Annotated in this window: 4 protein-coding genes; 3 read left to right on the plus strand and 1 reads right to left on the minus strand. The window is 37.3% G+C overall.

Translation table 11 applies throughout. The annotated features are described in order from the left end of the window. Positions 1–386: 386 nt before the first annotated feature. Entirely contained in the window at positions 387–1,544 is a 1,158-nt protein-coding gene (gene wrbA / locus ACHZDT_RS02945; RefSeq protein WP_394773171.1) for an NAD(P)H:quinone oxidoreductase, read from the plus strand. A gap of 416 nt (positions 1,545–1,960) precedes the next feature. On the opposite strand, the gene ACHZDT_RS02950 is transcribed toward wrbA, so the two are convergent. Beyond that, positions 1,961–2,623, minus strand: coding sequence for a hypothetical protein (locus tag ACHZDT_RS02950; RefSeq protein ID WP_394773172.1), 663 nt, complete (start codon positions 2,621–2,623; stop codon positions 1,961–1,963). 295 nt (positions 2,624–2,918) lie between these two features. Here ACHZDT_RS02950 and ACHZDT_RS02955 point away from each other — a divergent pair, with 295 nt between their 5' ends. Both ACHZDT_RS02955 and ACHZDT_RS02960 read left to right on the plus strand, forming a co-directional pair. Then, the gene (locus ACHZDT_RS02955; RefSeq protein ID WP_394773173.1) at positions 2,919–3,410 is read left to right on the plus strand and encodes a nuclear transport factor 2 family protein; all 492 of its coding nucleotides are present in this window, start codon (positions 2,919–2,921) and stop codon (positions 3,408–3,410) included. Between the two features lie 263 nt (positions 3,411–3,673). After that, entirely contained in the window at positions 3,674–5,056 is a 1,383-nt protein-coding gene (locus tag ACHZDT_RS02960) for an ammonium transporter (protein WP_394773174.1), read from the plus strand. Positions 5,057–5,236: the final 180 nt, after the last annotated feature.

The raw sequence follows: 5,236 nt of genomic DNA on the forward strand, positions 1-5,236 counted from the left end.
TCATTAAGTTAAGCTTTTAAAAAATAAAATTATTGCAAATTAAATCCGTTTTTATCCGCGTTTTTACGAAGTAAATCTGTTTTATCCGCGTCAAAATTAGACGCTGATTTTACTGATTGGCTAAAGCGAAAACGCTGATAAAAACGGATTTTTCTAGTTACTTTCTTGATTAAACTGTTAAGTAATTTTATAGATTTCCCCTTAACTTAATGACATTGCCCGCCGGAATAAAATTAATTAGATTTATAGGTAAATTAAGATAATAATAACGCTTTTCGGGATTGTAAGAAGTAATTTTGCTGTCCCAAAAAAGGAACTTGATTTTTGAAAGAAAAAAACAAATGCTTTTGTTGGGAATCATTATAATAAACATTTAAAATACATTTATGAAAAAGAAACTACTCATATTATTGATCGCAATTTTTATAGGTTTTGGCGCAAACGCACAAACAAAATCAGAAACAAACGTGTTGGTTTTAATCTATTCTCAAAATGGCGGAACTTACAAAATGGCGAAAGCAATTGCCGAAGGTATTCAGGATTATCCAAATACAAAAGCAACAATAAAACGTGTCCCTTCGATCAACGCGAAAGAAAAATTAAATGCTGATGTTGAGAAATTGCCAATTGCGACCATAGAAGAATTAGCCAATTATGACGGAATCGCATTTGGAAGTCCGGTTCATTTTGCGAATATTAGTGCCGATATGAATTACTTTTTCAGTCAGAGTATTCCGCTTTGGACAGCCCGAACTTTAGAAGGAAAACCGGCAACTGTTTTTATGTCAGCAGGATCTGGGGCAGGAAAAGAAGCTGCGATTTTATCTTTTTGGAATATTCTTGCTTCGCACGGAATGGTGATTGTACCAACCGGAATTATGGGAACGGCTACTTTAGATAAAACTATTCCTCAGGGAAATACGCCTTTTGGGGCGACTTCATTAGCGGGATCTACAGGAATTCGTCCGTCACAAAGCGAATTGAATCTGGCTAAAGAACAAGGAAAAGCTTTGGCAAGAGTTGCGTCAGGATTGAAAAATACAGAGAATATTAAAGTTGTAAAAACAACTTCGGTTGAAACGAAAATCGACATCAATAAAACTTTAAAAGACAATAATATTGTACTTCCTGAAGCTCCTAAACCTGTTGGGAATTATGTTCCTTTTACGATTTCGGATCATAAAGTGTATATTAATCAAGTGGCTTTAAAAGACGGAAAAATTTTAAATCCGGGTAAAGTTGGCGCAACAGTTACCGATGATCAGGCGAAAGAAGCAACCTACCAAACGATGCTGAATGTAATTGCGGTTTTGAAAGAAGCTTGCGGAGGCGATTTGAACAAAGTCAAACAATGTGTGCAATTGACAGGATATTTTAATACAACTCCGGAATATACTCAACATGCGGGAATTATGAATTCGGCATCAAACTTGACGGCTTTGGTTTTTGGAGAAAAAGGGAAACATGCCAGAGCTACAATTGGTGCGGCTTCATTACCGATAAATTCGGCTGTGGAAATTCAGGCGATTTTTGAAATTGAATAAAGAAAATTTTACCGCAAAGGTCACAAAGTTTTGTACAAAGATTGGTGATATATTTGGTTAAAAATGTATAGAACGCTGTGCTTACATAATTGTTTTTCTACCAATATTATCCGCAATGTCATCCTGAGCGAAGTCGAAGGAACGCAAGTATGTCGCCAATCTTTGTCGAGCTTCGGACGTTTCCTTCGACTTCGCTCAGGATGACATATCGACTTTGCTCAGGAATACAATATCATGATGAAAACTGAGACTGACAACTGTTTCTGCGTGAGGGATAGAAGCTGGCTACCGAAGTAGCGCGGATAGCCCGACAGCAATAAAAAAAGGGCCGACTAAGCGATTGCATAGTTGGCCCTTTTTTTTATTGGTGGCACGCCCAGATTATTATTTATTAAATTATAGTGGGCTTGCTTATTTTATGATTTCGGCAAAGGTGCACCAACTGCGATATCACAGCGATGTCCAGGTTTTCCGTGCGCAGGGTTCATTCCATCTGCGGTTGCAACTTCGGTACTTAATAAAGCCGGAACTGCGTTGTTTGCAGGTGGCGTTACGGTGAAATTTTGAGTTGCAGTTCCGCTTTGCGCTGTATTTGTTGTGGCAACCGGTTGTGTTGGCGCCGCAGAATTTAAAGGTGCTCCTACGGGAATATCACATCTATGTCCGGGTTGTCCGTGTGAAGGATTCATGCCTTTCCCGACTTTTACCGGCGCTGCAACTGTAGTAGTTACAACTTGTTGCTGACCTGCATTTGCTTGCACAGCTTGCGTAGTTTGGGTTGTTGTGGTTTGCGCTTGTTGTGTTGGAGCAGAATTTAATGGAGCACCAACTGCAATATCACAACGATGTCCGGGTTGTCCGTGTGCAGGATTTATTCCTTGTGTTGCGCCCATTACGGTATTGGGATTCGTCGCAGGATTTTGAACTACAGATTGTTGTGTTTTTGTGGTGTCTTTTGCTAATCCTAGTTTTACCAATTCAGATGTTGGCGTACTTTCCTGTGGCTCCAGTTCTTTCTTGCAAGAAACAAAAAGTAAGAAGGTTACAATTAGTGAACTGATGAGTATTTTTGGATTCATGATGTATTTATTTAGAGCCCTCAAATATAGTAAGATTTCACCATATAAGTCATATAAGATAATTTAAGAATTTCGCGCTATGCAAATTTTAATCGTTGCGTCGAAAATTGCGCGCAAAGACGCAAAGGCGCCAAGTTTTTTGTTTCACGCAGATTTTAAAAAAATTTAAGCAGATGGACTCAGAGGATTTATAAATTTAATCTGCAATTTATCTGCTTAAATCTGTAAAATCTGCGTGAAACCTTCCATCCTTTAAAAATCATTATTAACTTTAAATCCAAATACAAGATAAACTATGAAAAAATCAATTTTACTTTTATTATTCGTTGCTTCTTTTGCAAATGCCCAAACATCTGAAAAAGAGAAAGTCAATCAAACTCTCGATATATGGCATAAGGCTGCTGCCGATGTGAAATTTGACGCTTACTTTGATTTAATTGCCGAAGATGGAATTTTTATAGGAACTGATGCAACCGAAAATTGGACTAAAAAAGATTTTAAAGTTTGGGCAAAACCATTTTTTGACAAAGGAAAAACGTGGAATTTCACGGCTCTTGAACGTAATATCTTTTTTGACAAATCTGGAAAAATTGCTTGGTTTGATGAATTGCTAAATACGCAAATGAAAATTTGTCGCGGTTCCGGTGTTTTGGTAAAAGTTGGGAAGGATTGGAAAATCCAGCATTATGTTTTATCAATGACAATCCCAAATGAAGAGGTTGAGGCGGTTACTAAGGTAAAAGCGCCAATTGAAGATGTTTTAATTTCGAAGCTTCAGAAAAAATAAACAATTTTGAACTTTGTTTTTATAATCCTAACTTTTCTAGCGTTTTACAACGTGCGGTATTAAATTAATTATAATACAATTGGCAATTTTACCCATAATTTAGAAGTTCAAAATAAGATAGTCTCAAAAAAACAAGTCGGTTTTTACAAAATTAACTAAAATACAAGACAAGCCTCTATTTTACTAGCCCTGAAAATCAAAATCTTTATTTTTTTTTAACTTTGACCCCAAAAAAAATAGGGTTAAATAAAGTATTTGAAAAAATGAAAATAGAAAAACGCTGGGTCATTTCCTTTATTATTATAAGTATTGTTTGTGTTACCGGGGCATTTTGGCCAACTGTTACTCAAAATAGTTACGTATTATCAGAATTTGGAACAACAGATCATATTGTTCCTGCCGATGTTGCCTGGATGTTAACTTCGTGCTGTCTGGTTTTGATCATGACTCCGGGATTGTCATTTTTCTACGGCGGAATGGTGGGTAGAAAAAATGTTATCTCGACAATGTTACAAAGTTTTATTTGTCTGGGCGTTGTAACGCTTTTATGGGTTGTTGTTGGTTTTAGTCTGGCTTTTGGTGATCCGGTAGGATTTGGTTCCGGAAAACATTTTTATAGTTTCTTTGGAAATCCAACCACTTTTGCTTTCATGGATTATGTGGGCGTTTTGCCTCATAAAAAATTAGCCAGTACGATTCCGTTTATGTTATTTGCTTTGTTCCAAATGAAATTTGCCATTATCGCTCCGGCAATTATTACGGGTTCATTTGCAGAACGCGTTCGTTTTATATCGTATTTACTTTTTATAAGCTTGTTTACCATTTTTATTTATGCGCCTTTGTGCCATTCGGTTTGGTATCCTACGGGAGTTTTAGGAAGTTATTTTGGCGTGAAAGATTTCGCCGGAGGAACTGTCGTACATATGAGTTCAGGATTTGCTGCCCTTGCAGGAGTTTTGGTTTTAGGAAAAAGAAAAAACAGCGACCACATCCCAACTAATATTCCGTTTGTGTTATTAGGAACGGGAATGTTATGGTTTGGATGGTTTGGTTTCAACGCGGGTTCAGCTCTTGCCGCTAACGGAATTGCTGCCATGGCTTTTGCAACAACGACAACTTCATCGGCAGCGGCCATGTTAACCTGGGTTTTCTTTGACCGAATGAACGGACGAAAAGTTTCGGCTCTTGGCGCTTGTATTGGAGCTGTTGTTGGTTTAGTAGCAATTACGCCAGCAGCAGGATTTGTATCTGTTCCTGAAAGTATGTTTTTTGGGTTTGTTACGGCTTTGGTTTCAAACTCGGTTGTGAATTGTCGTTTCTCTAAAAGATTTGATGATACGCTTGACGTTTTTGCCTGTCACGGTGTTGGCGGAATTATGGGAATGATTCTTACTGCTATTTTCGCTCACGGCGAAGATGCAAGTTTATTGCATGGCGGATGGAATGTTTTTGCACACCACATGATGGCGCTGGTTTTGGTTTCAATCTTTACTTTTTTCGGAGCTTATTTCTTATTCAAAGTAACCAATTTTATTATTCCGTTACGTGTTTCTGAAGAAAATGAACATATTGGACTTGATTTATCGCAACATGACGAAACACTTGATCCAAAGTTAAAACCTATTACTGAAGTGCACTACGGTTAGGAAAATATGCCACTCCCGATAGCTCAATGTTATTATGTTAAGGGGAAATCTATACAATTACTCAACAGTTTAATCAAGAAGGTAATTAGAAAAATCCGTTTTTATCCGCGTTTTCGCTTTAGCGAATCAGTAAAATCAGCGTCTAATTTTGACGCGGATAAAACAGATTTACTTCGTAAA

This window comes from Flavobacterium sp. (genome assembly GCF_043722275.1).
Classification (GTDB): Bacteria; Bacteroidota; Bacteroidia; order Flavobacteriales; family Flavobacteriaceae; genus Flavobacterium.